The 26,178-nt window shown below is 64.8% G+C and carries 27 protein-coding genes and 1 other RNA gene; 15 read left to right on the forward strand and 13 right to left on the reverse strand.

Features of this window, described 5'->3' with window-relative positions; all coding sequences use genetic code 11:
* The first annotated feature begins 44 nt into the window (after nt 1-44).
* The gene (locus C7449_RS04675) at nt 45-1,550 is read left to right on the forward strand and encodes a Na+/H+ antiporter NhaC family protein (protein WP_108001633.1); all 1,506 of its coding nucleotides are present in this window, start codon (nt 45-47) and stop codon (nt 1,548-1,550) included.
* 121 nt (nt 1,551-1,671) lie between these two features.
* Here the strand turns inward: C7449_RS04675 and C7449_RS04680 are convergent, their stop codons facing one another.
* Both C7449_RS04680 and C7449_RS04685 read right to left on the reverse strand, forming a co-directional pair.
* Entirely contained in the window at nt 1,672-2,016 is a 345-nt protein-coding gene (locus C7449_RS04680; RefSeq protein WP_108001634.1) for a hypothetical protein, read from the reverse strand.
* A 34-nt stretch (nt 2,017-2,050) separates the two neighbouring features.
* On the reverse strand, nt 2,051-2,347 hold the full coding sequence (locus C7449_RS04685; protein WP_108001635.1) for a hypothetical protein: 297 nt from the start codon (nt 2,345-2,347) through the stop codon (nt 2,051-2,053).
* A 129-nt stretch (nt 2,348-2,476) separates the two neighbouring features.
* On the opposite strand from C7449_RS04685, the gene C7449_RS04690 reads away from it, so the two are divergent.
* From C7449_RS04690 to ppk2, 5 genes are all read left to right on the forward strand, one after another.
* Nucleotides 2,477-4,225, forward strand: a complete 1,749-nt coding sequence (locus C7449_RS04690) for a hypothetical protein (protein ID WP_108001636.1) — start codon at nt 2,477-2,479, stop codon at nt 4,223-4,225.
* A 147-nt stretch (nt 4,226-4,372) separates the two neighbouring features.
* On the forward strand, nt 4,373-4,720 hold the full coding sequence (locus C7449_RS04695) for a DUF3302 domain-containing protein (RefSeq protein ID WP_108001637.1): 348 nt from the start codon (nt 4,373-4,375) through the stop codon (nt 4,718-4,720).
* The gene (locus tag C7449_RS04700) at nt 4,720-5,877 is read left to right on the forward strand and encodes an HlyD family secretion protein (protein ID WP_108001638.1); all 1,158 of its coding nucleotides are present in this window, start codon (nt 4,720-4,722) and stop codon (nt 5,875-5,877) included. Before C7449_RS04695 ends, C7449_RS04700 begins: the two co-directional genes overlap by 1 nt.
* 117 nt (nt 5,878-5,994) lie before the next feature.
* A complete protein-coding gene (locus C7449_RS04705; protein ID WP_108001639.1) occupies nt 5,995-7,707 on the forward strand; it encodes a SulP family inorganic anion transporter in 1,713 nt (570 codons plus the stop codon).
* Between the two features lie 31 nt (nt 7,708-7,738).
* A complete protein-coding gene (ppk2, locus tag C7449_RS04710) occupies nt 7,739-8,569 on the forward strand; it encodes a polyphosphate kinase 2 (protein ID WP_108001640.1) in 831 nt (276 codons plus the stop codon).
* 30 nt (nt 8,570-8,599) lie between these two features.
* Here ppk2 and C7449_RS04715 read toward each other — a convergent pair whose 3' ends face one another.
* The 3 genes from C7449_RS04715 to C7449_RS04725 form a co-directional block, all read right to left on the reverse strand.
* Complete coding sequence (locus C7449_RS04715) at nt 8,600-9,712, reverse strand: AI-2E family transporter (RefSeq protein WP_108001641.1); 1,113 nt, start codon at nt 9,710-9,712, stop codon at nt 8,600-8,602.
* Between the two features lie 166 nt (nt 9,713-9,878).
* Nucleotides 9,879-10,349: a hypothetical protein gene (locus tag C7449_RS04720; RefSeq protein ID WP_108001642.1), complete on the reverse strand. Its 471-nt coding sequence runs from the start codon at nt 10,347-10,349 to the stop codon at nt 9,879-9,881.
* Nucleotides 10,350-10,484: 135 nt separating this feature from the next.
* The gene (locus C7449_RS04725) at nt 10,485-11,138 is read right to left on the reverse strand and encodes a thermonuclease family protein (protein WP_146165045.1); all 654 of its coding nucleotides are present in this window, start codon (nt 11,136-11,138) and stop codon (nt 10,485-10,487) included.
* 216 nt (nt 11,139-11,354) lie between these two features.
* Here C7449_RS04725 and C7449_RS22330 point away from each other — a divergent pair, with 216 nt between their 5' ends.
* Entirely contained in the window at nt 11,355-11,480 is a 126-nt protein-coding gene (locus C7449_RS22330; protein ID WP_280952456.1) for a hypothetical protein, read from the forward strand.
* A gap of 238 nt (nt 11,481-11,718) precedes the next feature.
* Nucleotides 11,719-12,039, forward strand: coding sequence for a hypothetical protein (locus C7449_RS04730; protein WP_108001644.1), 321 nt, complete (start codon nt 11,719-11,721; stop codon nt 12,037-12,039).
* Nucleotides 12,040-12,078: 39 nt separating this feature from the next.
* Here the strand turns inward: C7449_RS04730 and C7449_RS04735 are convergent, their stop codons facing one another.
* Together C7449_RS04735 and C7449_RS04740 are read right to left on the reverse strand one after the other, a co-directional pair.
* The gene (locus tag C7449_RS04735; protein WP_108001645.1) at nt 12,079-12,435 is read right to left on the reverse strand and encodes a hypothetical protein; all 357 of its coding nucleotides are present in this window, start codon (nt 12,433-12,435) and stop codon (nt 12,079-12,081) included.
* A gap of 465 nt (nt 12,436-12,900) precedes the next feature.
* Complete coding sequence (locus C7449_RS04740; RefSeq protein WP_108001646.1) at nt 12,901-13,671, reverse strand: c-type cytochrome; 771 nt, start codon at nt 13,669-13,671, stop codon at nt 12,901-12,903.
* A 148-nt stretch (nt 13,672-13,819) separates the two neighbouring features.
* Between C7449_RS04740 and C7449_RS04745 the strand changes: the two genes are divergently transcribed.
* Complete coding sequence (locus C7449_RS04745; protein WP_108001647.1) at nt 13,820-14,575, forward strand: 3-deoxy-manno-octulosonate cytidylyltransferase; 756 nt, start codon at nt 13,820-13,822, stop codon at nt 14,573-14,575.
* An 11-nt stretch (nt 14,576-14,586) separates the two neighbouring features.
* Entirely contained in the window at nt 14,587-15,441 is an 855-nt protein-coding gene (locus tag C7449_RS04750) for a prephenate dehydratase (protein WP_108002052.1), read from the forward strand.
* Between the two features lie 51 nt (nt 15,442-15,492).
* On the opposite strand, the gene nudC is transcribed toward C7449_RS04750, so the two are convergent.
* Nucleotides 15,493-16,467 carry an NAD(+) diphosphatase gene (gene nudC, locus C7449_RS04755; RefSeq protein ID WP_108001648.1) on the reverse strand — a complete coding sequence of 325 codons (975 nt, stop codon included), beginning with the start codon at nt 16,465-16,467 and terminating at the stop codon, nt 15,493-15,495.
* Complete coding sequence (locus C7449_RS04760) at nt 16,464-16,874, reverse strand: HIT domain-containing protein (protein WP_108001649.1); 411 nt, start codon at nt 16,872-16,874, stop codon at nt 16,464-16,466. Before C7449_RS04760 ends, nudC begins: the two co-directional genes overlap by 4 nt.
* A gap of 122 nt (nt 16,875-16,996) precedes the next feature.
* On the opposite strand from C7449_RS04760, the gene ffs reads away from it, so the two are divergent.
* The 3 genes from ffs (at nt 16,997) to C7449_RS04775 (ending at nt 19,380) form a co-directional block, all read left to right on the forward strand.
* An RNA gene (ffs, locus tag C7449_RS04765) (signal recognition particle sRNA small type) lies at nt 16,997-17,093 on the forward strand.
* A gap of 46 nt (nt 17,094-17,139) precedes the next feature.
* Nucleotides 17,140-19,023 (forward strand): DNA polymerase III subunit gamma/tau, encoded by a 1,884-nt coding sequence (locus C7449_RS04770; RefSeq protein ID WP_108001650.1) that lies wholly within the window; start codon nt 17,140-17,142, stop codon nt 19,021-19,023.
* A 33-nt stretch (nt 19,024-19,056) separates the two neighbouring features.
* A complete protein-coding gene (locus C7449_RS04775) occupies nt 19,057-19,380 on the forward strand; it encodes a YbaB/EbfC family nucleoid-associated protein (protein WP_108001651.1) in 324 nt (107 codons plus the stop codon).
* 79 nt (nt 19,381-19,459) lie between these two features.
* On the opposite strand, the gene C7449_RS04780 is transcribed toward C7449_RS04775, so the two are convergent.
* Nucleotides 19,460-21,187, reverse strand: coding sequence for a patatin-like phospholipase domain-containing protein (locus tag C7449_RS04780; RefSeq protein WP_170115797.1), 1,728 nt, complete (start codon nt 21,185-21,187; stop codon nt 19,460-19,462).
* Between the two features lie 209 nt (nt 21,188-21,396).
* On the opposite strand from C7449_RS04780, the gene recR reads away from it, so the two are divergent.
* Nucleotides 21,397-22,002 (forward strand): recombination mediator RecR, encoded by a 606-nt coding sequence (recR, locus tag C7449_RS04785; protein ID WP_108002053.1) that lies wholly within the window; start codon nt 21,397-21,399, stop codon nt 22,000-22,002.
* Nucleotides 22,003-22,012: 10 nt separating this feature from the next.
* Entirely contained in the window at nt 22,013-23,314 is a 1,302-nt protein-coding gene (locus tag C7449_RS04790) for a lytic murein transglycosylase (protein ID WP_108001653.1), read from the forward strand.
* Between the two features lie 60 nt (nt 23,315-23,374).
* Here C7449_RS04790 and C7449_RS04795 read toward each other — a convergent pair whose 3' ends face one another.
* The 3 genes from C7449_RS04795 to C7449_RS04805 all read right to left on the reverse strand — a co-directional run bounded on the left by C7449_RS04795 (nt 23,375) and on the right by C7449_RS04805 (nt 26,061).
* Nucleotides 23,375-25,003: an MFS transporter gene (locus tag C7449_RS04795; protein WP_108001654.1), complete on the reverse strand. Its 1,629-nt coding sequence runs from the start codon at nt 25,001-25,003 to the stop codon at nt 23,375-23,377.
* Between the two features lie 280 nt (nt 25,004-25,283).
* The gene (locus C7449_RS04800) at nt 25,284-25,733 is read right to left on the reverse strand and encodes an SRPBCC family protein (RefSeq protein WP_108001655.1); all 450 of its coding nucleotides are present in this window, start codon (nt 25,731-25,733) and stop codon (nt 25,284-25,286) included.
* On the reverse strand, nt 25,708-26,061 hold the full coding sequence (locus C7449_RS04805; protein ID WP_108001656.1) for an ArsR/SmtB family transcription factor: 354 nt from the start codon (nt 26,059-26,061) through the stop codon (nt 25,708-25,710). Before C7449_RS04805 ends, C7449_RS04800 begins: the two co-directional genes overlap by 26 nt.
* Nucleotides 26,062-26,178: the final 117 nt, after the last annotated feature.

The following is a 26,178-nucleotide window of genomic DNA, read 5'->3' on the forward strand; positions in this document are numbered from 1 at the left end:
TTCGATGCCTGAGCGTGTGGCAGTTGCGGTTGTGGGGAGCCGTCATGGTCGATAGCGGTGAACTCAGGGCGTCCGGCAGCGTCAAGACGCCGTCGGTGCTGGATGCGGCCGTTCCCTGTTTCGCGCTGATCGTTCTTCTGGCGCTTTCGTACCTGCTGTTCGGCGACACGGCGGCGCAGGGGCCGAACCAGGTGGCGCTTGCCTTCTCGGCGCTGATCGCCGCAGGCATCGCCTACAAGAACGGCATGCCGTGGTCCGGCATCCGTGATGCGGTCGTGCAAGGGATCGCAACCGGCCTGCCGGCGATCATGATCCTGCTAGCGGTCGGGGCGCTGATCGGCACCTGGGCCTTGAGCGGGACGATCATGGCGATGGTCTACTACGGCCTGAAGCTGCTGAGCCCGACCTACTTTTACGCCACTACGGCCCTCGTCTGCGCGGTGGTCGCCTTCGGCATCGGCAGTTCGTGGACGGTTGCCGGAACGATCGGCATCGGCCTGATGGGGGTAGCCGCGCAGATGGGTCTGTCGCCCGCGATCGCAGCCGGCGCGGTCATCTCGGGAGCGTATTTCGGCGACAAGGCATCGCCGCTGTCCGATACCGTCAATCTCGCCGCCGCCACGGCCGGATCGGACGTCTACGCGCATATCCGGGAGTCCCTGTGGACCTCGGTTCCGGCGCTTGCCCTTGCGGTGGCGCTCTTCGCCTTGCTCGGCAGGCCCGGCAATTTTGATGCCACCTCCATTCTCTGGGCGATCGAGGCCAAGGTCAGGATTTCGCTTTGGGCCTTCCTGCCGCTGATCCTCGTCTTCCTGTTGTCGGTGCTGCGCGTCGCGCCGTTCGTCGCGATCTTTTCCGGAGCCCTGGCCGGAGCCGTTCTGGCGGTCATCCTGGATCCGGCGCGGGTGGTTGCCTTCGCCAATGCGCCGCAGCTTCCCACGGCGCTGGCGCTGCTGAAGGGCTGCTGGGCCGCTCTTGCCACGGGCCATACCGGGGCGACCGGTGAAAAGGCCATCGACGCGATCCTCAGCCGCGGCGGAATGGCGAGCATGATGAACACTGTCTGGCTCATCATAACCGCGCTGGCGTTTGGGGCAGTCGTCGAGCATGCGGGGTTGCTTGACCGGCTGATCGGCCCGCTCGTGGCACGGACACGTTCAAACACCGGCCTCGTAGCAGCGGTGGCGGGCACGGCCGTGCTTTCGAACGTGGTCACATCGGATCAGTACATCTCGATCGCGCTCCCAGGGCGCCTGTTCCAGAGCGCCTTCGCAGAGCGCGGACTGGCCCCCGCGATGCTGTCGCGGGTCATCGGCGACACGGCGACGGTGACGTCGCCGCTGGTGCCCTGGAACAGTTGCGGGGCCTACATGTCCTCCGCCCTGGGCGTCGGCACGCTGGCCTATGCCGGCTTCTGCTTCTTCAATCTGCTCAATCCACTGGTGACGATCGCCTTCACCCTGCTGGGCTGGCGGGTGATTACCCTGCCGCGGGCCGAGAGCGTCGATACGAACGAACCGCCAAAGCCCCGCCTGCGGGTGGTACGATGATCCGGCGCCGGCCGGCCGGCGGGTTATAAGGTTGCGCTTGGGTGCGGTCGATCTCGCCTGAATTCTCCGCCGCGAGGTCGACAGAAAGACCGCCCGGAACGTGGCTTGGCCGGCTCAGTCGTCAGCTTGCCCGAAACATCGCCTCGGATGCGTCCAGTGGATCGCGGGCGGAAAACCAGCGAGCAGCCGTCGTGGCGAGCTTCGACCCACCACTTTCGCCCCGGATCCGGTCGGCATAGACCACGCAGGCCCTTTGCCCCGAACCGTCGAAGGCGACCTCGAACCAGCCGTTCGGCTCGATCGGCGGATCATCGACGACCGTTGCGAACGCCTGATAGCCGGGCCCCTCGCAGTTCGAGAGCTCGCCTTGCAGGGCCTCGCTCAGTTCCGAGAAGGCAACCGGCACCGCCGGCGACCAGAAGCTCTGGCCGTGGGTCTGTGCCGCTCGTCCACGCTTGTTCGACATGGAATACTGCCTGTCGTCTGGGACTGGTCCAGGTTTAATGCCGCCTCCAAAGCGACACGACTTTGATCTGGCTCAAGGCGTGCTCGAGTTCGCCTGCCAGACTGTCCACGAGGTTCTCGAACTCGATGCGGCGGGACTCGCGAACCGCATCGGGCAACTGATCGACGGAAAGAAGGGCCTGCTCGGCGGCCGCAAGATCGTCGCACAGGCCGCGGAACGTCTCGTTTCGGCCGATCAGGTTTTGGATCTCAGCCGATTGCGTCGGAAAGCGCCGGAGCGCCGACGCCAACCCTGCAGACCCACCCGGGTCGAAACCAGAGCTCTTCTTCATGGTTCACCTCCGGGATCGTACCGAAAATACCTCGGTCTCATAGTATTGTGCAGCACGGGCGCGCTGACGTAAGATACCGAAACATACGGGCGTGTGAGACGATCGGTCCTGCCCGGAGGAGAGTGGACATTGACTCTTCCGGACTCTGCTCCGGCGGATGTCTCGGCACCGCCGACAAACAACGAAATCAGAGAGCAACTTGCCAGAATCCGGTCGAGCCCGTCGTTCGACGCACCGGACCGGGCGCAGCGATTCCTCACCTATGTGATCGAGGAGGCGTTGCAGGGGCGGGCGGATCGCATCAAGGCCTATTCGATCGCGATCGAGGTTTTTGGCCGCGACGCGACGTTCGACGCGCAAAACGATCCCGTCGTGCGGATCGAAGCGGGTCGCGTCCGTCGGGCCCTCGAGCGCTACTATCTTCTTGCCGGACAGAAAGACCCGATTCTTATCACCATGCCCAAGGGCGGCTATGTGCCGGTCTTCACGCGCTTCAACGAGGTCGTGGCCGGCACGGGACGACCGCCGACGGCGCCGCTTCGTTTGCGAGAGCGTGGGGCCCAGTGGCTGGCCGGAGGAGTGCTGGTTCTGGCGATCGGCGTTGTCGTGCTTGCCACTCTGCCGGGGCGCGGGCGGGAGGTCGGAAGTGGCGGGCATATTTCCGCATTGAGCCCGGACATGCCATCGGTCGTCGTGATGCCTTTCGAGGACATCACCGGCAGCCACAATACAGCCCTGTTCGCCAGGGGACTGACCGATGAGGTCATCGGTCAAATGGCACGCTTCAAGGAAATAGCGGTCATTGCCGGGCGGTCCACCGATGGTGCCGGAGCGGTGCAGACGGACCCGCCCAAGGCCGGCTTGCCGGTCTATGCCCTGGAGGGCCGGGTGCGGTCGGAGGACGACAAGCTGCGGCTTACCGCCCGCCTGGTCAGCCTGTCGGATGGAACGGTGATCTGGGCGAACAGCTACGATGCCCAACTCAACGTCCGCGAATTGCTGGATATCGAGGCCGATCTGGCCCGCGCGGTGGCGACGACGCTGGCGCAGCCCTACGGGGTGATCTTCCAGGCGGACGCGGCGCAGATGCTCCAGTCCCCGCCGGAGGATTGGAAGGCCTACGCCTGCACCCTGTCGTACTACGGCTATCGCGCCGCCCTGAGCCCGTCGACGCATGCATCCGTGCAGACCTGCCTGAAGGATGTGGTCGAGCGCTTCCCGAATTATGCGACAGCCTGGGCGTTGCTGTCGCTCACCTATATCGACGAGTTGCGGTTCCGCTATCGTCTGGAGGCGCCGTTCTCGCCGCCGATCGATCTCGCTGTTGAAGCAGCAGATCGCGCAGTCGAACTCGATCCCCAGAACGTCCGCGCGCTCCAGGCGCAGATGCTGGCCTATTTCTTCCGCGGCGATGTGCCCTCGGCGCTCGCTATCGGCGAGCGTGCCGTGGGGATCAATCCGAACGACACCGAACTCAGTGGCGAATATGGTTTTCGCCTGGCCCTGTCCGGGCAATGGCAGAAGGGATGCGACATGGTGGCCGATGCGGTCCGCAGCAATCCCGGGCCCATGGGGTACTATCAGGCGGCGCTGGCGATCTGCGCCTACATTGACGGTGATTACGAGCGAGCCGAAAGCTGGGCCCGCTCGACCGATTTTCACGACAATCCCCTCTACCATCTGGTTCTGATCGCAATCCTCGGACAGCGCGGCAATCTTGTTGACGCGGCGGCGGAACGGTCCTGGGTTGAGGAACATGCACCGGAGTTCCTGCACGATATCCGCAAGGAGATCAGCCTGCGGATTCACCGGAAGGAAGATCAGGACCGGTTCTTCGACGGGCTGCGCAAGGCCGGTCTGCAGCTTCCTCCGGCCTGACCCTCTGCGCCGGTACGTTCGTCGGCCCGAATCCGATGGAATTTACATGATGTTACGAGCCCGCGGGCCTCATGCGGGCTAGGATTGGGGTTAGCGGCCGCCGATCCGTCCCCGAACGGCGGGTCGCGTTGTGGCGGAGGTCTGGCAGTGTTCCTGGATTACTTTGCGCTTGGCGTCCTGCTTTTCATGGTGCTCACTATCTTCTACGGGATCATCGCGATCCATGACATTCCTCACCTGATTGCAAAGGCGCGCAACCATCCCCATCAGGACGCGATCCATATCGCCGGATGGGTGAGCCTCTTCACCCTCCATGCGATCTGGCCGTTCCTGTTCATCTGGGCGACGCTCTATCGGGAAGACCGCGGCTGGGGCATCCGGCCCGACGGCAAGCTGCAGGCCGAAAAAGAAGCAAATGCGGAAGTGGCGATTCTTCAGGCTCGCGTTCAGGAACTTGAGGAGCAATTGAAGCTGAAGACGAGGGAGCCTGCCTGATGGACCTGCTGCTCATCCTCACCTATGCAGCGATCTGCATCGCCGTTTTTAAGATCTTCCGCATTCCGATTACCCAGTGGACCGTGTCCACCGCCGTGCTCGGCGGGATTTTCCTGATATCCGCCTTGATTTTGTTGATGAGCTACAATCATCCCTATTCGAGTGACGGGCGGATCTACTTCACCTCGGCGCCGGTCATTCCGGCGGTTGGCGGTCTCGTCGTCGACGTGCCGGTCGCAACGAACACGCCGCTGAAGAAGGGCGACGTGCTCTTCCGCATCGACCCGCGGCCTTACCAGTTTGCTGTCGATCAGAAGAAGGCGGCGCTCGCGGAAGCCCAGCAGGCGGTCCTGCAATTGAAGGCCGCCCTGGATGCCGCCACTTCCGCCGTGGAGGGCGCGAAGGCGAATAGCGATCGGGCGCAGAAGAGCTACGAAAGCTATCTGCAGATTTTTGAGAATTCCAGGGCACGCACCGGCGAGACGGCGGTGTCCGAATTGGAGGTCGAAAACCGCCGCGGCCTCTACCTGGCGGCAATTGCAGCGGAGGGCACGGCCGAGGCGCAAGCCATGCAGGCGCGCCTTGCCTACGAATCCGATATCAATGGCACCAATCCGGCCGTCGCCCGTCTGACGGCGGATTTGCGCAACGCGGAATTCGAGCTCGACCAGACGACCGTGCGGGCTCCCAGTGACGGCTACGTCACCCAGGTTTTTCTCCGCCCGGGCATGATGGCCAATCCATTGCCGCTGCGGCCGGTCATGGTCTTCATCGACAGCGAGGACAGGATGCTCGCGGCCGCCTTCATCCAGAACTCCCTGCAGCGGGTCAGCGTCGGCGACGAGGCTGAGGTCTCCTTCAAGGCGGTGCCCGGCAAGATCTTCAAGGCCAAGGTGAGCGGCATTATCGATGTAATGGCGCAGGGCCAATTGCAGCCGACGGGCGCCCTGATCGACCCGCAGGCGCCCGAACGTGTCCAGCCCGGCCAGATGCTGGCAAAGATCGACATTCTCGAAGATACCAGCGCGTACCAGTTGCCAGGCGGCGTCGTCGCCGATGTGGCGGTCTACACGGAGCACTGGCATCACGTTTCGATCCTGCGCAAGGTTCTGCTGCGCATGAGCGCTTGGATGAACTACGTCTTCCTGGAGCATTGAGATGCCTCGAGACGGACGCCAGGATGAGCCTGGACGCAGGTGCCGGGTGAACGGAGGAAGGCGGGTTCCGGCGCATGCGCCGGTTGCTCACGTGCTTCCCCGCCGACGGGTGGCGACATGAGTTCCGGCTTCGAGCTGCCGATCTTCGCCGGTTTATCCGGTTATCGCTGGACCTGGCTGCGCAACGACGTCTCGGCGGGCCTTTCGATCGCCGCCGTCGGCCTGCCGAGCGCCATCGCCTACCCGGCGATCGCCGGGCTTCCGCCGCAGACCGGCATCTATGCCAGCATCGTCGCTCCGATCGCCTATGCCGTGTTTGGCAGATCACGGCGGTTGATCGTCGGGCCGGATGCGGGCACGATGACTGTCTTGGCCGCAGCCATGGCCGCGGTCATCACCGCCATGCCTTCGGGGGCGAAGCCGGATCCGGTCACAGTTGCCGCGATGCTTGCGATCGCCGTCGGCATCGCCTGCCTTCTTGCCCGTCTGTTACGGCTGGGCGTGCTGGCGAACTTCCTGTCCAGGCCGATTCTCGTCGGCTTCTTCGCCGGCATTTCGGTGTCGATACTGGTCGGCCAGCTTGGCCGCTTGACGGGCGTGAAGATAGAATCGGACGGTCTTGTCCCGCCACTCGTCGAACTGGCGGGTAAGGCGGCGATGATCAGTTGGCTCACCGTCGCCTTGGCGGTTTCGATGTTTCTGCTGCTGCAAGTAGCGACGCTGCTCAGGTCCCCGGTTCCGGGGCCGGTCCTGGTGGTCGTTGTCGCCGGCACGCTCTCGGCGCTGTTCGACTTCTCTTCCCACGGCATTGCCGTTGTCGGCGACGTGCCTCGCAGCCTTCCGTCCTTCTCGCTGCCCACCGTCACCGGGCTGCCGCTCGACAAGATTATCCTGGGTGCCGCGGCAATCTTCCTGGTCAGCTTCGGCTCCGGGATCGTCACGGCGCGCAGCTTCGGTGCGCGTACGGGCGAGCCTGTGGATGCCAATAAGGAGCTTGTCGGTCTCGGCAGTGCCCAGGTGGCGGCGGGGCTGTTCGGATCGTTCCCGATCAGCTTTTCCGACTCGCGCACGGCGATCAACCTGTCGGTCGGCGGGTTTTCGCAGCTTGCCGGGCTGGTGTCCGCGGCGGCGCTGATCGGAACCCTGGTGTTCTTCAACGACGCGCTGCGCATCATGCCAGTTGCCGCGCTGGCCGCGATCCTCGTCTCGGCCGCGCTCAGCCTGATCGACCTAGGCGAGTTGCGCCAGATCTGGCGCATCAGCCGCATGGAGTTCGCCTTCGCGATGATCGCGATGGGAGGAGCGATAAGCTTCGGGGTTCTGACCGGTGTGATCATCGCCATCGCCGCCACGCTCGTCTACCTGCTGCGCAACATGATGTTCCCTCGGGACGCCTTCCTCGGCCGCATTCCCGGCCGGGACGGCTTCTACAAGCTCCATCGTATAGCGGACGCCGCCGCGGTGCCCGGCTTCGTGGTCTGGATCTTGCAGGGCAACCTGCTGTTCTTCAACACGGATTACGTGCGGGCCCGGCTGCGCGAGGTCGTCGACCGCCTGCCAGAGGAGACGCGCTGGTTCGTGCTCGACGCCGGCGCGATCGCGCAGATGGACAGCACCGCCGCGGCGATGCTGGAAGAGGTGCGCGCCGATCTGCGGAAACGCGGCGTTTCGCTGTGCCTGGCCGAACTCCACGCCGAGGCCAAGGCCCTGCTGGGAAGGGCCGGCCTGGTCGATCGCATCGGCGCCGACCTTCTGTTCGAGGATCTCGATGACGCGCTCCATGCATATCAGGCCGCTGAGACGGAGAGCCGGGCCTCTCGCGCGCAATGACGAGCAGTTCACGTTTGCGGAGGAACGAGAGATGAACAAGAAGAATGACAACGACGCCGCACCTTCGTCCGTGCCGGACGAGAAGGAGAGCGGCAAGGTCAGGAACTACGAGAAGCAGATGGCGAAGCTCCAGGTTGAACTCGCCTACCTGCAGGCCTGGATCAAGAAATCGGGAGCGCGGGTCGTGATCATCTTCGAGGGGCGCGATGCGGCGGGAAAGGGCGGGATCATCAAGCGCATGACCGAACGCGTCAGCCCGCGCGTGTTCCGGGTCGCCGCGCTTCCGGCCCCCAGCGACCGCGAAAAGACCCAGATGTACATGCAGCGCTACATCGCCCATCTGCCTGCCGGCGGGGAAATCGTCATCTTCGACCGGAGCTGGTACAATCGCGCCGGCGTGGACCGCGTCATGGGCTTCTGCAGCGACAAGCAGGCGCGGCGCTTTCTCGAACTCGCGCCCCGCTTCGAGGCGGCGATCGTCGAAAGCGGAACCATCCTGCTGAAATACTTCCTCACGGTCAGTGAAAAAGAGCAGGAGCGCCGTTTCCGCAAGCGGATCGATGATCCCGTCAGGCAGTGGAAGCTCAGTCCCATGGACCTGGAATCCTATCGGAAATGGTGGGATTACAGCCGCGCTTACGATGAGATGCTGCGGGCGACCGATACCGACATCGTGCCTTGGTGGATCGTACCGTCCGGCGACAAGGAGCGGGCGCGCATTAATTGCATCTCGCACATCCTCAAGTCGATCCCCTATGAAAGGGTCAAGTTCGACGGGCCGGAACTCGGCAAGCGGCAGAAGCGGCCCGACGACTATGAGGAGGACAGGACCCCGCACAGGACGGTGCCGGACGTGGCCTGAGCCGAGCGACTTTCCGTCCCGCCTGGTCGGTCAGCGCGGGCGATCGGCCATGTCCCTGGTCTTGGCGCCGGGTATGTGCGCCCAGGCGACGAGCAGGTCGTAGAAGACGCTGAGTACGATCGGCCCGAGAAATAGGCCGATCAGCCCGTAGGATAGCGTGCCGCCGATGACGCCCATGAAGATTACCAGCATCGGCGTCTTCAGCCCCCGTGCCACCAGGATCGGCTTCATCACGTTGTCGATGATCGCGATCGGAATGAGCAGCAATGTCATGGAGATCGCATAGCCATAGTCCTTGGTCAGCCATGCCCAGATCAGGATCGGCAACAGCACGAGCGACGGTCCGAGCTGGATGATGCACAGGATCAGGATGACAAAGGTCCAGCCGCCGGCTGCCGGCACGTCGAAGATATACAGGACCAGGCCGATGAGCAGGGTTTGAACGACCGCGACGCCGATCACGCCCGTGGCGACGTTGCGGATCGTCGCCTGGGCCAAGCGCACGAACCCGACGCCTCTCAAGCCGGCCACCCGCTCGGCCAAGCGGTCGACGCCGGCGGCCAGTTGCGGTGCGGGTCCGAAGAGGAAACCGGCGATGATCACCGATGCCATGAAGCCGAGGAGGTCCAGACCGATTTTCGCGGCCTTGCCGAGAATGACGCCACCGGCTTGCAGCAGCGCCGGCTGCAGGCGCTCCATCGTCGGCGCAAGATTGCTGGAGAGTTCGGTCAGCGCGACATAGGCCCGCTCGCCGATCAGCGGCCATTTCCGCACGCTTTGCGGCGATATCGGCAGGGAAAGGGTTCCGGCCTCGATGTTCGTCAGCAGCCGGTGCACCGCCTCGATGAAGTTGAGCGCAATGGCAGCCAGGGGGCCGATGATGATGCAGAGCATCAGCAGCGTGATTACCACTGCCGCAAGGCGCTTGCTGCCGCCGAACGCCACGCGCAGGGCACGATAAAACGGATAAAGAGCCACGGCGAGAATGGCTGCCCAGATCACGATTACCGCAAACGGGGCGACCAGGGTGAGGGACCAATAGGCGAACAGGGCGACAATACCGATCTTCGCGAGATCGGTAATGCGGGTCTCGACCGAGGAGCGATCCTCGGGTTCGATTGACGGAGGCGACCTGTCGTTCATCGTGGTCCCACGAAGGCGAAGAAAAGCCGTGCTCGCCCGCCTGCCGCCGGTATGCGCATGCGAGCCTTCGCGCCGAACGCACCCAAAACTGTCCTGAGTGGGCGTTGCACTCCCACGCCACGCCCGATCGGCAAACCGGAAAACTGTGAGCCGGGCTGACCGGTTTCTAGCTTACGGGCGGCTCCCAGTTCAGATAGAAGCCGATGTCCCCCGGAACCCCACCCGGAAAGCTCACGACCATCGCCTTCAGCCGGTAGCCCTGGGGCTGGGCCAGCTCCTTGAAGCGGTCGTAGAGTTCCTTCGCCTTTCCCTGCAGCGTCTGCGGCCAGTCGGGATCGGCATTGTTGATCGCCCGCCCGCTGTCGGTGCAGAAGTCCGACGGGAACGTGTAGACGAGCGCCTCCATCTTGCCTTCCTTGACGGCTCTGGCGACGATGTTGCGGATCATCGACTGCTCCTGCGCGCCGACGTGCTTGTGGAAGAAGTCGTCGGTGAACTTGGACAGTTCCTGCAGTTTCCGCTCGCGGAGCTTGTCTTCCCGATCCATTTCGGCGAGCTGGGCCTCCAGCATTTGCCTGCGCAACTGGTCGGCGCTGAGGACAGGCTCATTGGGGTCAGGCTTTTGAGTCTCGCTCATATCAGAACTCCCGACATATCTATGGTCATGATATGCCCGGTGGGCGATGCCACAAGGTAAAATACAAGAGCGCGTTCGTAAGATACTCCCGGTCAGCCGGCGAGCTTTGCGCGGGGTGCTTGCGCCCTTTCGGCGTCACGGACACCAGGACTGGCGCTCGCCCGTCCATGGGCGTGCCAGCCCCTTGGCGACCAGGGCATCACCGATCGACCGACCGTTGCGGCGCACGATCCGCAGCTTGCGGCCATGCTGGTCTTCGTCGATCGGCTTCCACGCCGCGAGTTCGAATTCGCCCGCGTTCAGCAGGATGCGCAAAGCTTCCTTGGCGTCGCCACCGAGGTTGCGCTCACGGTCGCATTTCGCCTCCTTCGTGGCCGGCACATAGATGTCGGCCACCCGTATTTGCTCGCCGCGGTAGATGAAATTGCCACCGTCGATGATGCAATTGTCCTGCCGGATCCCGCAGTAGAAGAAGGTGGCGCCGCCGGCGCCAGGGTTTGCCGAGGCGGGGGGCCCGGGCTTGGCGGCGGCCGTCTCCGACGGCCTGCTATCCGGCGTGGGGGCAGCGATCCGTTGCGGTGTGGTCACGGGCGTGCGCACGGGAGTCTTCGTCTCGGTCCCGCGGCGCCAGAGCGCCTGCCAATCATGCATGGCGGGCAGGTGTTCGCGGCCCAGCATTGCTGCGATCAGCGCAGAGCCGAGCAGGTACCAGGGCAACATGCGGCCACGTCGGGAGGCGGGCTTGCGTGTTCTGCTCGACGGTCGTCTCTTGGTCTTGCGGGGGGCCATTTCGAATCCTTGGCTCTCCTGGCCGTAGTAGCCCCGGTTCGGTCGAGCTGTCAAAGCGCCGCGTAGCGCCGTCACCCGCCGGCCGGAACGGCGTCAGTGACAGGCGTAAAGATTTCTTTACTTCCAACGGTCACGGTTTTTTGTTCATCTGCCGTTCAGAAATCCCGCTTTCGTGCTGCGCCGTGGTGTAGCCTGACGCGGCAAAGGAGAGACGAGATGATTCGCACCACCCTGTCCGTGACGGTGTTTGTCACGTTCGTCGCCATCATGTTCGGCCTTGCGTTGCTGCCGGACCTGGTCGACGCGATGAACGATCCCGAACAGGTCGCCGTAGTCCAATAGGCGGCTGCGCCCGGCGGGTCGTCGGGCAGGACCTCGCGGTGCAAAGCATGATGGTGACGCGGGCGAAGTGTCCAGCGGCCAGCATCTACTTGAGCACTCGGCGGCCGTTCTAACCGTGCCGTGGCAGGAACCTCATTGGCGCTTCCTCGTTTCAGAGGACGAAGCTTGGGCCACTGATTGGCGATGCGGCGCCTGGAGCTTTCACGGCTTTTATAACCTGCTGAAAATGGAGGTTGTCATGGCAGAGTCCGATCCTCAGAAACAGGTCACGGCGCTTCGCGAAGAAATCGACAAGCTCCGCGCCGAACTTGCAGCGCGGACCGCGGAGACCTACGAGGGTATGCGCGAGCGCGCCGGAAAGACGGGGCAGTCCGTCCGGGCAGCGGCGAGGGAGGGTGCCGACTACGTCCGCTCCGAAGGGGCCGCTGTGGCAGATACCGCGCGAGCGCATCCGGCTGCCACGTCCGCCTTGGTTCTGACGGTCGGGTTCGCCGGACTGATCCTCGGCTATCTCCTCGCCAGTGCGACGGAGCCTGCGCCTCGCCGCTACTGGCGCTGAGTTGGCCTGCGGCCTGCGAGAGCGGGCCGCGTCAGGGTGTCAGCGGCCGCGCAGCCCGCACACGTAACCAACAAGTGCTGCACCGATCAGGGCGGTGAACGGATTGGCAACCACGGTGGCCCGTACGTCCTCACGCAGTGAATTCACCTGCGAGACGGCATACTGGCTGCTGCTCTCGGCGAGCAGCCCGAGCGTGGCGCGAAGCTGCGCCACCTCATCCTTCAGCGCAGCAACCTGTTCGGCGATCGCTTCCTTGGCGGCCTCTGCGTCCGGTGCCTCCATTTCCGCTCCGGTTGCAGCGGTCTCGCTGATCATGTCCTTGCCGGATTTCGCAGGCTTCCCATCGCCAACGACGCCGAGCGGCGTACGCAGGCTGCTTTCTTTCTCGTCTGCCATTGTGATTTCTCCCTGGAATGATGCCTCTGCGCCGTAGGAACTGGAAAGGCAGCCGTCCGGTTCCCGATAGAAACAGGCCGGTCGGAGGGAGCGCAAATCGGTGCGGCGGCATGTTTTCTTTTTGTTAACCATTCGCGCCGATGCTTGCGGCAACCGAACCTTCCTGGATCATGTCACACGGCTGTTACCCGGGCAATCTAGGAAGAGGGTGCAAGGCAGTTCGCTGCACTTGGCGAGTTCAGGATTGTCCTGCTGATGCTGACCACGGATGTACTGGCAGCGCAGGGGGCATCGCCCCGGTTTGCACCGGGCATGGGAAGCGGGGTCAAAGCCCCGCTTTTTCCATTTCCCCCAGTTCCCGTTCCGGACATTCGCCGGTCGCGGTCATTTCGCACAAACATCGGGTATGAAACAAAAAACCCGGCCGCGAGGCCGGGTTTGCGCTAGGCTGTGTGGTGAAAAGGCTTACTGCGCTGCCGGTGCCGCCGGAGCGGTCTCCGTAGCTGCGGGTGCCTGGCCTGCAGTACCTTCCGCCGGGGCCGGAGCAGCACCTTCGGCCGGCGCCGGAGCGGCACCTTCTGCCGGGGCCGGGGCAGCGCCCTCTGCCGGGGCCTGCGCAGCATTATCCGCGGCCGAGGGTGCGGGAGCTTCGCCGCCGGTGGCTGCTGCGCCGTCTGCCGAGGCTTCCGGCAGCGGAGCCGGGTTGTCGGAAAGCGTGCGCAGATAGGCGAGCAGGTTGGCGCGCTCGTCGTCCTTCTTCAGGCCGGCAAAGCCCATTGCGGTGCCCGCGATGTACTTCTTCGGTGCAGTGAGGAAATGGTTCAGGTGGTCAAAGTCCCAGACCTGCTTGCCGCCTTCGGAAAACGCCGTCATGGCAGCCGAGTAGCTGAAGCCCTGATGCGAAGCGATCGGGCGATTGACGATGTCCCACAGATCCGGGCCTACCTTGTTCGGGCCGCCCTTTTCTCCGCTGTGACATGCGGCGCACTTCTTGAAGACCGCCTCGCCGGCGGTTGCATCGGCACTGGCGAGCAGCGTCGCCACGGGCACGGCCGCCGTTTCGGCGCCGCCGCCCTGGCCGCCGGCTTCGGCGCCACCTTCTTCGGCCACGATCGCAAAGCCTTCCTTCTCCGGAGCCCCGGAGTGGAAGATGCCTTCCGATGCGATCGACACCGACATCAGCACGAACACGGTACCGAGAAGGGCGCCCATGCCCATGTTCACATAAGAGTTCATCCGCAGCTCCCCTGGAGCCGGCACATCTCAGCCGGCCAGTCTTGAAATCGCGCGGAACCTATGTCTTTTGCTGCTTCGTTGCAACAGTGATTGTGCACGTTGTGCTGAGACGTTTTGACACTTTTCGCGCGGTCCCGAAGGGTTGGCCATGAAACTTCCGAAGTTCGAAGAAACGCTGGTGCTGATCCCCGCCCGCATGGCCTCCACGCGCCTGCCGGGCAAGCCACTGGCCGACATTGCCGGAGTGCCGATGATCGTGCAGGTGGCACGGCGCGCAGCTGAATCCGGCGCCGGGCGCGTCGTCGTCGCCGTCGACCATCCGCAGACCTTCGATGCCGTCGCGGCCGCCGGTTTCGAGGTCGTCAAGACCCGCGAGGATCATCAATCCGGTTCCGACCGGATCTACGAGGCGCTGCTGAAATGCGATCCTGATCGCCGCGTCCAAGTGGTGATAAACGTGCAGGGCGACCTGCCTACCATCGATCCCGCAACGATCCGCGCCGCGCTCAACCCGCTCACCGATCCCGCGACCGACATTGCCACCCTGACGACGGAAATCACCGACCCGGATGAAAAGACCAATCCGAACGTCGTCAAGGTGGTCGGTGCACCGATTGGTGAGAACCGGCTCCGCGCTCTCTACTTCACGCGTGCGACCGCTCCGTACGGCGAGGGGCCGCTCTACCATCACATTGGGCTCTACGCCTATCGCCGCCAGGCGCTCGAAACCTTCGTCTCGCTGCCGCCATCGACCCTGGAGCGGCGCGAGTCGCTTGAGCAGTTGCGCGCGCTCGAGGCCGGTCTTCGCATCGACGTGGAGATCGTTGACACCGTTCCGCTGGGTGTCGATACTCCGGCCGACCTTGAGAAGGCTCGCCGGCTGCTTTCGGCCGTGCCCCGTTGATGGATCGGCCCATGATGCAGAAAAACAACAAGATCGCCTTTCAGGGCGACTTCGGCGCCAATTCGGACATGGCCTGCCGCGACATGTTCCCGCAGATGGAGCCGCTGCCGTGCCAGACGTTCGAGGAAGCCTTCCTCGCCGTGGAAAACGGCGAGGCCGATCTGGCGATGATCCCGATCGAGAACACGCTCGCCGGCCGTGTCGCCGACATCCATCATCTGCTGCCGGAGTCGCGCCTGCACATCGTCGGCGAATATTTCATGCCGATCCGGTTCCAGTTGATGGTCCTGCCGGGCGTGACGAAGGACGAGATCCGCACCGTCCACAGCCATGTCCATGCGCTCGGCCAATGCCGCCGGATCGTGCGGATGAACGGATGGAAGCCGGTCATCGCCGGCGATACCGCCGGCGCTGCCAAGCTCGTCGCCGAAACCAGGGACCGCAGCATGGCGGCGCTCGCGCCGCGCCTGGCCTCCGAACTGTACGGGCTGGAGATCATCGCGGAGAACGTCGAGGATTCGGAGAGCAACGTCACCCGGTTCGTGGTGCTTGCGCGCGAGCCGGTCCTCCCCGCACGCACCCGGCCGGACGAGGTCATCGTCACCACCTTCGTCTTCAATGTCCGCAACATCCCGGCGGCGCTCTACAAGGCGCTTGGCGGCTTCGCCACCAACAGCATCAACATGACGAAGCTGGAAAGCTACCAGATCGGCGGCCGGTTCTACGCAACCCAGTTCTATGCCGACATCGAGGGGCATCCGGACGATGCCAACGTGCGCCGCGCCCTCGAGGAACTCCGGTTCTTCTCGGAGAAGGTTCGCGTCCTCGGCTCCTATAGGGCCCACCCTATGCGGCTGAGCCTCTGACCTGCCGCCGGGCCGCAGAGCCGCAACTGAGCGGTTGCCTTTCGGACAGGATCAGGCGGGCCAGTCGAGCCAGTCGCGCATCAGGCGATGGGCGATTGCCCCCTTCGGCGGCGTCGTGGTCGCGCCGGTGGCGGGATCGACGATCGCGGTGCGGGCGAGCATCTCCAGCGTCTCCGCCCGCGTGAACCAGCGACAATCCTCGAGTTCCTGCTCGTCGCGGTGGATCTCGAAGGATTTAGCCTCCGCGTAGCAGCCGATCATCAGCGAATGCGGCATCGGCCAGGGCTGGGACGCGTGATAGCGCACCCGCCCGATGCGGATGCCGGACTCTTCCAGCGTCTCCCGCCGCACCGCGTGCTCGATCGTCTCGCCGGGTTCGACGAAACCGGCCAGGCACGAATACATGCCCTCGGGAAAGTGATGGGAGCGGCCGAGCAGGCAGCGATCACGCTGGAGATCGAGCGTCAGCATGATGGCGACCGGATCGGTGCGGGGAAACGTCTGATGGCCGCAGGCCGTGCACAGCCGCCGATAGCCGCCGAGCTCCATGCGGGTGGGCGCGCCGCAGCGCCCACAGAAGCGGTTGTTGGCGTTCCAGGTCAGCAGGCTGGAGGCCTGCGCGAACTGGCCAAGCAGGTCGTCGTCGAGCATCTGCTGGCGATAGAGCGTGCGGCCGTCGGCGGCCCTCAGTGGCTCGTGCAGTGCGTCCGGGTCGGCCCGGACCGGGATCGCCAGGCGTGGCTCGCCGTTCTTCAGATAGCCGAGCAGGACCGCCTCGTCGGCGATCGGGTCCAGCCCGGCAAGTTCGTACGGAGCAAAGAGCGGATCGATGATCTTCTCGTCGTGCTTGACCACCAGCTTGCCGCCGGCAAAGGCAAGAGCATGCACGCCATCCGTATCGAAAGCGCGGTCAACGCAGTCCTCGGCCCGATATTCCGAGCGCCGGTCCAGGCTGTTCTCGGCAAAGGCGACCATGGTGCTGGGTTCGGCGTGCGGCAGGTGCAGGTCGAAGATCGATGAGGTCATGAGCTCAGCTTTTCCAGGAGCTTGGCGGTGAAGGCCGCCTTGCTGTCCTCGTCCCAGGCTTCGGCTGCTCCGAAGCCCCAGACGGGACCCGGCCAGTTGGGATCGCCTTCGCTGCGAGCGATGACATGAATATGGAGTTGGCGCACGATATTGCCGAGTGCGCCGACATTGATCTTGGTGGCGTCGGTGGTGCGTTTCAGCGCTTCGGCGACCAGATTGATCTCGAAGGTCAGCATCGTCTGGTCGAGTGGGGTCAGGTCGAAGATCTCGCAGGCGTCGGCCCGCTGCGGCACCAGCACCAGCCAGGGCCAGCGCGCGTCGTTCATCAGCCGCAATTCGCAAAGTCCGATCTTCGTGAGCAATTCGCTGTCGCGTGCCAGCCGCTCGTCCGCCTCAAATCCACTCAAGTCCTGCCGCTCCTTCGTCGCGCCGCCCCATTGTGAGTCATGCCACGGCTACGCCGCCCGCTCCAACAGTTTTTTGGCGCTCCGGCTTGCATTCTGGCGCAATATTGCCGATATGGAAGCCGGGAGGTTGGTGGTGGACGAGCCACTCGCCAACCGGGTCAGGTCCGGAAGGAAGCAGCCCTAACGAGCCCGGCACGGGTCATCGTGCCAGCCTCCCACCCAACGTCCTGTCGGGACGCGATTTTCAGGCGATACGGCAGGGGCGATGAGCGACGACACTCCACTTCCGTCAGGCGAAAAGCCCGCCGCATACCGGGTCCTGGCGCGAAAATACCGCCCCAAGGATTTCACGGACCTCATGGTCGGCCAGGAGCCGATGGTCCGCACGCTGACCAACGCGTTCGAGACGGGCCGCATAGCGCAGGCCTACATGCTGACCGGCGTGCGCGGCGTCGGCAAGACGACGACCGCACGCATTCTCGCCCGCGCCCTCAATTGCAAGACCGCCGACGTCGACCGTCCGACGATCGATCTCAAGATCCCCGGCGAGCATTGCCAGGCGATCATGGAAGGCCGCCATGTCGACGTGATCGAGATGGACGCCGCCTCCCACACCGGCATCGACGACATCCGCGAGATCATCGAGCAGGTGCGCTACCGCCCGGTTTCGGCCCGCTACAAGGTCTACATCATCGACGAGGTGCACATGCTCTCGACGCAGGCCTTCAACGGCCTGCTGAAGACGCTCGAGGAGCCGCCCGAGCATGTGAAGTTCATCTTCGCCACCACCGAAATCCGTAAAGTGCCGATCACCGTGCTGTCGCGCTGCCAGCGCTTCGACCTGCGCCGGATTGCCGCCACGGATCTCGTCGGGCTGTTCACGACGATCCTTCAGAAGGAAGGCGTGCAGGCGGAGCCCGATGCGCTCGCGATGATCGCCCGCGCCGCCGAGGGTTCGGCCCGCGACGGGCTGTCGCTGCTCGACCAGGCGATCGCCCATGGCGGCGGCGTGGTCGAGGCCGCCGCGGTCCGCTCCATGCTCGGCCTTGCCGACCGCGCCCGGATCGTCGATCTCTTCAGCCATATCGTCCGCGGCGACGTCGCCGCAGCGCTTGCCGAGTTCGCGGCGCAGTACGAGGCCGGCGCGAGCCCCCCCGTGGTGCTCACCGACCTTGCCGATTTCACCCATCTGGTCACGCGCATGAAATATGTGCCGGATGCCGCCAACGACCAGTCGCTGAGCGAGATCGAGCGCATCCGCGGCGCCGAGCTGGCGCAGAGCGTCGCGGTTACGGCGCTGTCGCGCATCTGGCAGATGCTCCTGAAGGGCATTCCGGAGACGGAAGCCTCGAGCCGCCCGGCGGGTGCTGCCGAAATGGTTCTGATCCGCCTCGCCCATGCCGCCCATCTGCCTTCGCCGGAGGATGCGGCGCGCCGGCTGGCCGAGCTTGCCAACGGCGGTGGTGGCGGCGGCAACGGCCAGCGTCCGCCCCAGGGCAGCGACTATGCCGGCGGCGGCCAGGCCTCTGCGCCGGGTCCGGTTTCCGCGGTCGGGCGGGCTCCCGACCAGCCGACGATGCGTACCGCCGGCAATGCCGCCACCATGCTGCGCCCGTTGCCGGCGAGTGACGCACAGACGCAGCCCGCGCCCGTGGCCCAAGGGCGGGCGGAGCCGGCCGAGGCCGCGCCGCAGCCAAGGGTGCCGGTGAATTCCCTGGAAGATATCGCCGACCTCTGCACGAAGAACCGCGACATCCGCCTGCGGGCGCTGCTCCGCAACTTCGTCCGCCCGGTGAAGTTCGAGGCGGGACGCGCGGAAATCGGCCTTGCGGACGATGCGCCGAAGGCGCTCGTCGGCGATCTCCAGCGTCGCCTCGAGGAATGGACCGGCATCCGCTGGATGGTCATCGTCTCGCGTGAGGCTGGTGGCCTGACGCTTGCCGAAGCCGAGACGAAGGCGCAGGAAGAACGTGTCGCCGACGCCCGCCAGGATCCCGACGTCGCCGCGATCCTGCAGCGGTTCCCAGGCGCCAGGATCACGGACGTGCGCATCAAGGCGCCGGAGGTCGAGAGCGAGACGGTCGAGGTTGCGGCGGTCGCCGAGTCCGCCGAGGGCGACATCCTGCCCGGCGACGACATCGAGTTTTGACAGTTTCACAGCGAAGTAAAGAAGGAGCGGCCGATGCGCGACATCATGGGCATGATGGGCAAGGTCAAGGAAATGCAGGCCAAGATGGAGAAGATGCAGGAGGAGATCGCCGCGCTCTCCGTCGACGGCACCTCCGGCGGCGGTCTCGTCACGGTCACGCTCGACGGCAAGGGTCACATGAAGGGCCTGAAGATCGATCCCTCCCTGTTCAAGGAGGACGACGTCGAAATCCTCGAGGACCTGATCGTCGCCGCCCACAAGGACGCCAAGGACAAGGCCGAGGCGCTCGCCGCCGAAAAGACCAAGGCGCTGACGGCCGGCCTGCCGATCCCCCCCGGCTTCAAGATGCCGTTCTGAGGCATCCCGCGACGGCGTCGGGGCTGTCGCTTTGGGGTTGGTTCCGGCGCTGAGGTGGCATCACCGTAGCGCTCTGTGCCTACGGATCATCGATCGTGTCGATGCTGGCCACGACCCGGACGATCGCCCTTTGGTTGGACGCCCGGGGAAGCGGCTTGTTCGCCAGTTCCAGGCCAATTACGGCAAGCTGGTCGGCGAACTCGACCAGCCGTCGCCGTTCGCCGGGCGACACTTTGAGGCTGGTCGGTGCGTAGTTGAGCAGCAGGTCCCGGTAGCCATCGCCCCATACCTGCCCGAGCCGCTCGAGCGCCGCGCCGAGCGTCGGCAGGGCGGTAACGGCCCGGCGCCAGCGGTGTTCCGGAAACTGGAACTCCACCAGGACCTTGTTGCCGGCCTCATCGCCGAGGTCGGCGAGCTGTTGGATGACCGCCTCGTCCATGTCGAGGTTGAGGCCGCCTTCCTTCTCGTCATCGAGCCTGATTTCGACGATGCGCTCGCGATAGCCGTGCAGCCTGCTCTGCAGATTGTCCTGCCAGTTGCGTGCGGTCGTCAGGATGGCGCTGCCGAAATTCGCCAGCCCGTGGATCGCATGCGCGGCTGTTGCCGATCCGTCGCGCGCGAGCCTCGGCAACACCACCCGAGTTGCCGATGGATTCCGCCGGTCGACGCTGCCGAGCGAGATGCCGAAGGTCGGCCGCCCCGGTAGGATGCTATCGAAAAAATGGATCGGAAAGTTGCTCGTGATCCCGCCGTCGGAAAAGAGGCATCGGACGAGTACGCCCGGCCGCACGGTGTAGTCGAAGCGGTATAGGGGAACGGCGCTGATCAGAACCGGAAAGCTGAGGCTGAGGCGGGCCACCAGCAGAACGGGGAAATCCCTCCCCACCGGAAGCCGGTAGTAGTCCGAATTCTTTTGCGCGTCGACATATAGTTTTCCCTTGACTTCGAGCCGGCCGCCGGCCCTGACCAGATGGTCGACGACCTGCGGCGGAAACAGCTTCTCGAACTCGGATCGCCGGAACGAAAAGATCCCGGTGCCGAGCGGCAGCTGGTAGGGCCGGCCGGAAGACAGGTCGGTGGTGACGCTCGCGACCTTGATGCCCTTGCTCTCGAGATCGCCCGTGGTAAGGGGCGTGTACCCGGGATCGGCCGGGTTTCGCCCGCTGACCTCGTCGAGCTTGTCGGCGATCCAGTTGGTGAAGGCGGGTACGTCATCCTTGTGCGGGTTGAAGCCGCTGCAGAGGCCATAATCCTGCGCTGGCAACACCTTGGTCACGCCGTTCCAGAGACGAACGCCCAGCGCTGCCGCCGGAATGAGGAGCAGCAGCAGGAGGCCGAAAAGCCCTGCCCAGGAATTCACTTGGCCGATTGCCCGGGCGATCAGCGCCAGTCCTGGAAGGCTGGCGATCAGGGCCGAAAGCCAGTACGCACGGATCACGCCAGCGAAGAAAGGGCCGAGACGGCCCCCGGAAGCGATGACCGACATGGCGATGATGAACAGCGAGCGCGTCGCAGGCCAGGGCTGAAAGAGGCTCCTGAGGTTTCTGGCAAGGTCGCCCGCCATGCCGTCGATCGCGGCAAAGCCCTTGTCGGCCCCGCCGGACGCCCTCCGATATTCCGCGGCCGCAGCCATGATCGCTGCGATCGAACCGGCGGAGGTGCCGCCGACATTGACGAACCTGTAGCGGGTGGCGAGTCTCGTGATCGCCTTGGGGAAGACCACGCCCGAGGTGATGCCACCCCTCATGATCAGGTCACACTCCTGTGACGGATGCTGATGGTCCGCATTCTCACCCTGCGCTGCCATTGCTCTTCTCCTGCCCTGAAGAAAACACATGGTTGCGGAGCGACAGCTTGCTCTTGCATTCCGTAAATCGCAATAGGCGCTATCAGCAATCAAAAGTAGCAAGAGCGCCAGCTAGTCTCCAGAAACGCCGGAGGCGATTGTGCGAAGTTTCCCACCAGGCGCGATGCTTCCGCGTTCCGTTTCGACGGCATATGAGCTACAAGCCGCCCATGGCAAAGCGAGTCACCGGTCCCGAAATCGAAAAGCTGATCCAGTTGCTGGCCAAGGTGCCGGGGCTCGGGCCGCGCTCGGCCCGCCGCGCCGCGCTGCACCTGGTGAAGAAGAAAGAGCAGTTGCTCGGGCCGCTTGCCGAGGCGATGGGCGAGGCCCATCGCAAGGTGCGCATCTGCTCCTGCTGCGGCAACGTCGACACCATCGATCCCTGTACCGTCTGCACCGACGATCGGCGCGACCGCTCGGTGATCATCGTCGTCGAGGACGTCTCCGACCTTTGGGCGCTGGAGCGCGCCGGCGCCATGAACGCCGCCTACCACGTGCTCGGGGGCACCCTTTCGCCGCTCGACGGTGTCGGCCCGGACGACCTCAACATTCGCGGGCTGATCGACCGGGTGGCGAAGGGCGGTGTGCGCGAGCTCATCATCGCCGTCAACGCCACCGTCGAGGGCCAAACGACCGCTCATTACATCACCGATCAGCTGCAGGGCCTGGAGGTGAAGATCACCCGGCTTGCGCATGGCGTGCCGGTCGGCGGCGAGCTCGACTATCTGGATGAAGGCACGCTGACGGCGGCACTGCGGGCGCGCACGACGATCTGAGGGGAATTGCATGAAGCAATGGCTTTGGGGCACGTCCCCGCGCAATCGCGCTCGACGCAACGGCAACGCGCGAGCCGGCTTCCGGGCCGTGCTTGCAGCACTGAGCCTGCTGGCCCCGGCGCTGCCTGCCCACGCAGCCTCGAAGGCCGATGTCGAGAGCCAATTCCAATCCTGGCTGCAGAACGACCTCTGGCCCGAGGCCGCGAAATCGGGTGTTTCGCAGAAGGCTTTCAAGGCCGCCTTCGCGGATATCCGCCTGAATTGGGACCTTCCCGATCTCGTTCCGCCCGGCGCGGCGCCGAAGAAGGAACAGAAGCAGAGCCAGGCCGAGTTCTCCTCGCCCGGCGCCTATTTCTCCGAGAAGCGCCTGCAGGGATTGGCTGCGAGCGGTCGGACCCTGTCAAAGGTGCATGCGGCGACGTTGCGCAAGGTCGAGCAGGCCTATGGGGTGCCGGGCGAGATCATTCTTGCCGTCTGGGGCCGCGAGTCCGGCTTCGGCCGCGCCGACATCCCTCATCCGGCGATCGAGGTGCTGGCGACCAAGGCCTTCATGTCGACGCGCAAGGACATGTTCCGGCGCGAGCTGATCGCAGCCCTGCACATCATCGACGGCGGCGACCGCACGCCGCAACAGCTGAAGGGTTCGTGGGCCGGCGCCATGGGCCAGCCGCAGTTCATGCCGACCAGTTACCTGAAATACGCCGTCGACTTCGACGGCGACGGCGTGCGCGACATCTGGGACTCCGTCCCCGACAGCCTCGCCTCGATTGCCAACTACCTGCGCGGCAATGGCTGGGAGACCGGCCGCGGCTGGGGCTACGAGGTCAGCATTCCGGCCAACGTTTCCTGCGCGCAGGAGGGGCCCGACCTGGCAAAGCCGATCGGCGACTGGTCGGCAAGCGGCATAGCGCGCATCTCCGGCAAGCCATTCGCCAAGGCCGAGAGCCGCGCCGCGGGCATGATGCTATTGCCGGCTGGCACCCATGGTCCGCAGTTCATCGTCACGCCGAATTTTTACGTCCTCAAGGAGTACAACAACTCCGACCTGTACGCGCTGTTCATCGGCAACCTCGCCGACCGCATCGCCTTCGGCAGCGGCCCGTTCCAGGGGGAATGGGGTGATGTCGGCAAGATGCTCCGGTCCGACGTGCTCGCCATGCAGAAGACCCTTGTGAACAAGGGCTACGACGTCGGCAAGGTCGACGGCCTGCCGGGCTACAAGACCCGCCGCTCGCTCGGCGACTGGCAGGCCAAGGCCGGGCTGGCGCCCACCTGCTTTCCGGACGCCTCGCTGAAAACGAGGCTGCGGTAGCGACAGGCCACGGGGACGCTTCTAAACTGGCCCCGGACGGCGAGGGCCGGCGACCAGCGGTCAGTGGATGTCTGTCTGCCGCTTGTAGCGTTCGTATTCGGTCGGCAGGATCGTCTGCCGCTCGATCATGCGATGCACCCGCGGCGCCTCCTTGCTGCGATGGAGCGCCCGCAGCCGGTCGCCGTTTTCGGCATCCGCCTGGGTGCGGCGCTGGTTGTGGCGGACATACTCCACCCAAGTCGGCACGTGGTAGGTCTCGGTCCAGACCGTGGGGTTCTCGAGGTCCCGCATCAGCGTCCACTGCCCGGCCCCGTCGCGGATGCGGATGCGCCGGCGTTCCGTCATCAGCGTCAGGAAAGCGGGAATGTCCTCCTCGGCGATCTCGTAGTCGATAAGGATGACGATCGGGCCGCTACGCGGCTTGATGTCCAGCGGCAGCTGCGGTTCGCTGAAGCGGTTCAGCGGATCGAGGTTGAGCGATTCGAACTGGGGCAGGGGATAGCGCAGGCCGAGGGCGGCGCCGGCGATCATCGTCGCTGCGGCCCACACCAGCGCATTCGTGGCGCCCTTGTCCTCGGCAACGGTGCCCCAGAGCCAGCTCCCCCCGGCGATGCCGCCGAAAACCATCGTCTGATACAGCGACAGGGCCCGCGCCACGACCCAGCGCGGCGTCGAAAGCTGTACTGTCGTGTTGAAGAGCGATAGCGCCAGCACCCAGCACGCTCCGGCCAGGAAGAGGGCGGGTCCGGTGATCACCGCAAGCGGGCTGAAGGCGGTCACGATCGCGCTCGCGGCAAATCCTGAGAAGGACAGGCGGACGATCGCCTCGCTCGAGAGCGCATCGCGCATGCGCGCGCTGGCCAGGGCCCCGCCGATCGCGCCGATCCCGAAGCAGCCGAGCAGCACGCCGTAGGTGAACGGCCCGCCCTTGACGAGGTCGCGCGCGACCAGCGGCAGCAACGCCAGGATGGCGCTGCTCGACAGGCCGAAGGCGAAGCCGCGCAACAGCACCTTGCCGATGTTGGGCGACATCAGCACGTAGCGGAAGCCGGCGGAAATGGCCCGGCCGAACGGCTCGCGCGGCAATCGGCTTTTCGGAACCACCGGCCGCCAGCGCAACAGCGCGAAGATCAGCGCGAAATAGCTGAGCGCGTTGGCGGCGAATGCGCCCGCAGCGCCGGCGGCGGCGACAATGGCGCCGCCGACCGCCGGGCCGACGCTGCGGGTGATATTGAAGCCCATCGAGTTCAGCGCCACCGCCGCCGGCAAGTCGTCGCGCGGCACCATGTCGCCGACCGAGGCCTGCCAGGCGGGATTGTTCAGCGCCGTTCCGCAGCCGATGAGGAAGGTGAAGGCAAGAAGCAGCCAGGGCGTGATCAGCCCGTACCATGCAGCCACCGTCAGCGTGACAGAGACCGCGAGCATGAAGAACTGGGCCGTCAGCATGATCTTCTTGCGATCGAAGCTGTCGGCGAGCGCCCCCGATGCCAGCGAGAACAGCATGATCGGCAAGGAGGTCGAGGCCTGCACCAGCGCCACCATGTGGGCCGAACTGGATATCGATGCCATCATCCAGGCGGCGCCTACCGACTGGATCAGCCCGCCAAAATTGGAGATGAGGCTGGCAGCCCAGATGAGGCGAAAGGTTTCGTGCCTGAAGGGTGCAAGGGGGGAATTGCGATCGGGCACCGTTCAGTCTCACCTCTTCTGATTTGGGGTCGCCACCAAGATAGCGAGGAACGACGGGGCGGCAAGGGCAACCCGCAGTCGCGATCGGCGAGAGGCGTCTTTCATCGATGCGCCCGGATGGGGCATCAGTTCTCTCGCGCCATCAGGCCAGCGGTGAGGTGGGTGATCGTGGGTGGGGCTATTCCCCGTCGTGCCTCGGATCTCGCAGCGGCGTGCGGCTGCGGTCTTCGGTCGTCGACAGGCCAGGATGAGGCCGGTTGGCCCGGCCCCATCCGCTGAATCATGCAAGGATTGCCGAGAGCTTGCCGAGAATCTGGGTCCAGCCGGCGATGTGGCCGTCGCGGGCCTGCTCGCTCGCGAACTTGACCTGCCGCAGCGCGATCTCCGTGGTGCGGCTGTCGACTGCGGTGAAATCGATCGTCACGACGCTGTCGTCGAGCGAATGCGGCGATCCCCAGGTGAAGGCGAGACGGGAATGGGGATCGATCTCGAGATAGGTACCGGCATGGGGGACCTCCTTCCCGCTATCCAGCTTCATGACGATGGAAAAGCGGCCGCCCACGACGGGGTCGTTCTCGACCCGCGCCTCCATGCCCTCCCCATCACAAGGGCGCATGAACTGTGCGAGCATTTGCGGTGACAGCCAGGCGCCGAACACCCTTTCGCGCGATGCGGCGATCCTGTGGTTGACGGTGAGCTCGAGTTCATTGGTGCTTTCGACTGCGGTCATGGTCGTTTTCCTCTGAAGCAAGCAGTTGATCGAGCGCCGCGAGGCGCAGTTCCCATATCGACTTCAGCTGCCCGAACCATCGTTCCGTATGCTTGAGCGGTTCGAGCTCCGCCGCGATGAAATGTTCGCGGCCCAAAGTCCGGCGCGTGACGAGCCCAGCCTCCTCCAGCACCTTGATGTGCTTGGACACGGAGTTCAGGGACATGTCGAAATGGGCGGCAAGCCCGGTCACTCTCAGCGGCCCCTCCTGGACGAGGAGCGTGAGGATCTGTCGCCGGGTGGTGTCGCCGGCGGCCTTCAGGATGCGTGACAGGACATCGTCTTCCATTTGTTCACCCCTATGGGTGAATATTCCATTTCGACTCATTAGTCAACCATATGGGTGAATATCGCAGGCGGCAATTTGGGGGAAGCTTGCAATTCGCCCTGGGCCGGGCTATATAGC

Origin of the sequence: Mycoplana dimorpha (assembly GCF_003046475.1) — a bacterium.
GTDB classification, from domain to species: Bacteria; Pseudomonadota; Alphaproteobacteria; order Rhizobiales; family Rhizobiaceae; genus Mycoplana; species Mycoplana dimorpha.

Bases quoted from the DNA above. Each gene is read 5' to 3' on its own strand.
- ppk2 (WP_108001640.1), top strand. From the start codon at position 7,739: ATGAACAAGAAGAATGACAACGACGCCGCACCTTCGTCCGTGCCGGAC.
- recR (WP_108002053.1), top strand. From the start codon at position 21,397: ATGGCAAAGCGAGTCACCGGTCCCGAAATCGAAAAGCTGATCCAGTTG.
- C7449_RS04715 (WP_108001641.1), bottom strand. From the start codon at position 9,712: ATGAACGACAGGTCGCCTCCGTCAATCGAACCCGAGGATCGCTCCTCG.
- C7449_RS22330 (WP_280952456.1), top strand. From the start codon at position 11,355: ATGATTCGCACCACCCTGTCCGTGACGGTGTTTGTCACGTTCGTCGCC.
- C7449_RS04700 (WP_108001638.1), top strand. From the start codon at position 4,720: ATGGACCTGCTGCTCATCCTCACCTATGCAGCGATCTGCATCGCCGTT.
- nudC (WP_108001648.1), bottom strand. From the start codon at position 16,467: ATGACCTCATCGATCTTCGACCTGCACCTGCCGCACGCCGAACCCAGC.
- C7449_RS04790 (WP_108001653.1), top strand. From the start codon at position 22,013: ATGAAGCAATGGCTTTGGGGCACGTCCCCGCGCAATCGCGCTCGACGC.
- C7449_RS04705 (WP_108001639.1), top strand. From the start codon at position 5,995: ATGAGTTCCGGCTTCGAGCTGCCGATCTTCGCCGGTTTATCCGGTTAT.
- C7449_RS04680 (WP_108001634.1), bottom strand. From the start codon at position 2,016: ATGTCGAACAAGCGTGGACGAGCGGCACAGACCCACGGCCAGAGCTTC.
- C7449_RS04675 (WP_108001633.1), top strand. From the start codon at position 45: ATGGTCGATAGCGGTGAACTCAGGGCGTCCGGCAGCGTCAAGACGCCG.
- C7449_RS04780 (WP_170115797.1), bottom strand. From the start codon at position 21,187: ATGGCAGCGCAGGGTGAGAATGCGGACCATCAGCATCCGTCACAGGAG.
- C7449_RS04805 (WP_108001656.1), bottom strand. From the start codon at position 26,061: ATGGAAGACGATGTCCTGTCACGCATCCTGAAGGCCGCCGGCGACACC.
- C7449_RS04800 (WP_108001655.1), bottom strand. From the start codon at position 25,733: ATGACCGCAGTCGAAAGCACCAATGAACTCGAGCTCACCGTCAACCAC.
- C7449_RS04725 (WP_146165045.1), bottom strand. From the start codon at position 11,138: ATGGCCCCCCGCAAGACCAAGAGACGACCGTCGAGCAGAACACGCAAG.
- C7449_RS04685 (WP_108001635.1), bottom strand. From the start codon at position 2,347: ATGAAGAAGAGCTCTGGTTTCGACCCGGGTGGGTCTGCAGGGTTGGCG.
- C7449_RS04770 (WP_108001650.1), top strand. From the start codon at position 17,140: ATGAGCGACGACACTCCACTTCCGTCAGGCGAAAAGCCCGCCGCATAC.
- C7449_RS04745 (WP_108001647.1), top strand. From the start codon at position 13,820: ATGAAACTTCCGAAGTTCGAAGAAACGCTGGTGCTGATCCCCGCCCGC.
- C7449_RS04730 (WP_108001644.1), top strand. From the start codon at position 11,719: ATGGCAGAGTCCGATCCTCAGAAACAGGTCACGGCGCTTCGCGAAGAA.
- C7449_RS04775 (WP_108001651.1), top strand. From the start codon at position 19,057: ATGCGCGACATCATGGGCATGATGGGCAAGGTCAAGGAAATGCAGGCC.
- C7449_RS04720 (WP_108001642.1), bottom strand. From the start codon at position 10,349: ATGAGCGAGACTCAAAAGCCTGACCCCAATGAGCCTGTCCTCAGCGCC.
- C7449_RS04740 (WP_108001646.1), bottom strand. From the start codon at position 13,671: ATGAACTCTTATGTGAACATGGGCATGGGCGCCCTTCTCGGTACCGTG.
- C7449_RS04750 (WP_108002052.1), top strand. From the start codon at position 14,587: ATGATGCAGAAAAACAACAAGATCGCCTTTCAGGGCGACTTCGGCGCC.
- C7449_RS04735 (WP_108001645.1), bottom strand. From the start codon at position 12,435: ATGGCAGACGAGAAAGAAAGCAGCCTGCGTACGCCGCTCGGCGTCGTT.